General features: G+C 51.0%; 2 protein-coding genes and 2 pseudogenes. All 4 read left to right on the plus strand.

What is annotated here, in order from left to right:
* Positions 1 to 107 precede the first annotated feature (107 nt).
* The 4 genes and pseudogenes from M2407_RS26185 (at position 108) to M2407_RS26200 (ending at position 2,763) form a co-directional block, all read left to right on the plus strand.
* Positions 108 to 371 carry a hypothetical protein gene (locus M2407_RS26185; RefSeq protein WP_259220274.1) on the plus strand — a complete coding sequence of 88 codons (264 nt, stop codon included), beginning with the start codon at positions 108 to 110 and terminating at the stop codon, positions 369 to 371.
* A pseudogene (locus tag M2407_RS26190) lies at positions 364 to 1,275 on the plus strand (ExeA family protein); the annotation flags it as partial. The gene M2407_RS26185 and the pseudogene M2407_RS26190, both read left to right, overlap by 8 nt.
* Complete coding sequence (locus M2407_RS26195; RefSeq protein WP_259220275.1) at positions 1,272 to 1,787, plus strand: hypothetical protein; 516 nt, start codon at positions 1,272 to 1,274, stop codon at positions 1,785 to 1,787. The pseudogene M2407_RS26190 and the gene M2407_RS26195, both read left to right, overlap by 4 nt.
* Positions 1,788 to 2,096: 309 nt before the next feature.
* A pseudogene (locus M2407_RS26200) lies at positions 2,097 to 2,763 on the plus strand (IS1 family transposase).
* The last annotated feature ends 163 nt before the right edge of the window (positions 2,764 to 2,926 follow it).

Here is a 2,926-nt window from a genome sequence, read left to right on the forward strand (position 1 = left end):
TTTACGCTCGGGTGAATAGGTCTTCATAAATATCGTCTCCAACCCCCTGATGATTTTTCAGTTGGAGGCGACAACTACCCTGACATGGGGGGATTCCGTGGCTACTGGTGCTGATTAATCTGCTAATGCATATCCCCGAGTTGCGCGTCGGCGGAGACGTTGGTTGGATCCCTAGGGTGGAGTGGCGTGACTTACCGGCCATGTACTGGCGTTTTTTCACCGGTCATGATGGTAGCGATTATCCGCTGATTATTTTCTGGCTGCTGCCGGCGATTTTCGTCGGACTATGTGGCATGCCGCTCACCTGGCGCGAAACACCAAGAAAATTCAATCTACTGTTGATCGGCAGTATCGTGATCCCGGTACTATGAGACGGCTCACCGTAAGCAGCTTATCAAGGACATCCGCGGTGCTATCCACGAAGGCCGGTTAATTGCCGTTTGTGGCGAGGTTGGCAGCGGCAAGACAGTCACGCTACGGCGTTTGCAGCAGCGCCTCAGGGAGGTAAATAAAATTACCGTAGCCCGCTCCCAGTCGATTGAAAAGCACAGCATTAAACTGGCCACGCTAATCAACGCGCTCTTTTACGATTTAATTCGGGATAAACAGGTCCAGATCCCCAAACAGGGCGAACGACGCGAGCGTGAGTTACAGGAACTTGTCAAAAAAGGAAAACGGCCAGTGGCATTGTTCGTCGATGAAGCGCATGACCTGAACGGGCATACACTGTTCGGACTCAAAAGGCTGATGGAGGTTGTGGAAGACGGTGGCGGCCGGCTGTCGGTTGTTCTGGCCGGTCACCCCAAACTGCGCAATGATCTGCGGCGCCCGACCATTGAGGAGATCGGCTATCGTACGGATATCTTTACGCTGGATGGGATCGCCGGTAGCCAACGGGAATATATTCAGTGGCTACTGAAAACCAGTATGGGGAAAGGCAAGCCGGAAGACATTCTGACCGCCGACGCCATCGACCTGCAGGCAATGAAACTGCGTACGCCACTTCAGGTTCAACTGCATCTGACGCTGGCCCTGGAGGCAGGTTATCAGACAGGAGAAAAACCGATAACTGCCGCCCTGGTTGAATCGGTACTTTCCCGCCAACTTGACGATTTAGAGCCGACATTAACGCGTCATGGTTATCGACTGAAAGACATGGTGGAACAGTTTGATGCCAAACCGGCAGAGATCAGGGCCATGTTCAACCATCAGCTCGACCCGGCCAGAACGGCAGAACTGCGGGGCAGGATGCTGGCAGTGGGGCTGCCAATATGATGAAAGCACTGAAACGATATGACCTCTGGGTGTTACTTCTGGTTCTGGTGATTGGCTGGAATGTCCGGGGAACCAAACTGGCAGAAGCTGCCCAGTCCTTACCGGTTTTGCGGGTTCAGGTTGTTCTGTCGCCAGCAGCCAGGAAAAACCTGATGCAGGGGCGTGAAAGTATCACGGTATCTGCCAGCTGGTATGGGTGGCCCGTGCCTCAGAAGCAGACTTCTGCGGATGAGGTCGGTCAAATCAATCTGGGGCGGGCAGAAATCAATCTTCCGGCAGAAGGCGGCATGGCCCACTTTACATCACAAATGATGAAGACCGGTCGACTCGGGTGGCTCAACGACGGTGTGTACGTGAATGTCAACGTCTACTCGGCACGTCGTCACTGGCCTGACAATATTCTCGCCTGTGATTTTATCGATGGTGTGCTGACGGACGTGGGTCGCAATCCCGTCACACTGCACTGTTCACTTATCAGTGAACAGGTACCAACCCGGGCGGTGGAGCGCTAACCAGAGGCTGCCTGTCGCGGTATCGATAGCGCTAAAGTGGGCGGGCAGGATTTCATTATCATTTATCGTGAGCACATGATAATGGATTGCAAGCCAGAAAAGATGATTGCGAGCTCATTGTCACTTAATGTGAGCCGAAAATTGCGTTGATTGCGATCTCGAGGGATTTCGATTATGAGCCGTTACACATAGCCACCATCATCAAAACCATGGAGGATAAGCTGAAATGAGTTTATGAGCTTACATGTTTATTGGTGATGCATCCAATTGGTGGAATGGGATGCATAATACGTTCTTTGAGGTTTGCTTATGGCCAGCGTTAATGTTCATCTGCATGGCCAGAATCAGAAAGGTTCGGACAGGTTTCGCTGTCGTGATTGCCATCGGGTATTTCAGCTATCCTACATCTATGAAGCCCGTAAACCTGGAGTGAAAGAGAAGATTGCAGATTGTTGAAATGGCTTTCAACGGCTCCGGGAGCCGGCATACTTCCAGAGTGCTGAAGATCGGCATCAACACCGTCATCCGTCTTTAAAAAACTCACACCCTCAGGATAACGTCGCCTCCTGTCGCTCATGCTGATATGGCGACTCGATGAGAAATGGGGTTTCATCGGCAGCAAGACTCAACTGCACTGCTTATGGTACGCATATAACACAAAAAAAGGCGGCGGTCTGGCTCACACTTTCGGTCCCCGAACCGATGAGACCTGTCGGGAATTACTCGCACTGTTGACCCCGTTCAGTATCGGCATGATAACCAGTGATAACTGGGGGGGGGGGGAGCTATGCCAGATAAGTGCCGCAGGATAAGCATCTGACTGGAAAAATCTTCACTCCGCGCCTTGAGCGTAACAACCTGACCCATGCGTACATGAATCAAAAGACTCACTCGCAAAACCATCAGCTTCTCACGCTCTGTTGAGTTACATGAAAAAGTCATCGTGGCCTTCATTGAAAAGTACATGTTCTACTAATTGGAGGCGTCACCTTCTCATTATATCTCTAACAAAGTGTCCGGGTTTATTAGATCTTTATTGTTATATATAGGATGAGCCAGAAAAGAACGCGGAGCGTAAATTTCGTCCGCGCTCTTGCAATCCGTTAATCCACGCGTTAACTGAACGGAGATTATTCCAA

This window comes from Serratia sp. BIGb0234 (assembly GCF_024809915.1).
Lineage (GTDB): Bacteria > Pseudomonadota > Gammaproteobacteria > Enterobacterales > Enterobacteriaceae > Serratia > Serratia liquefaciens.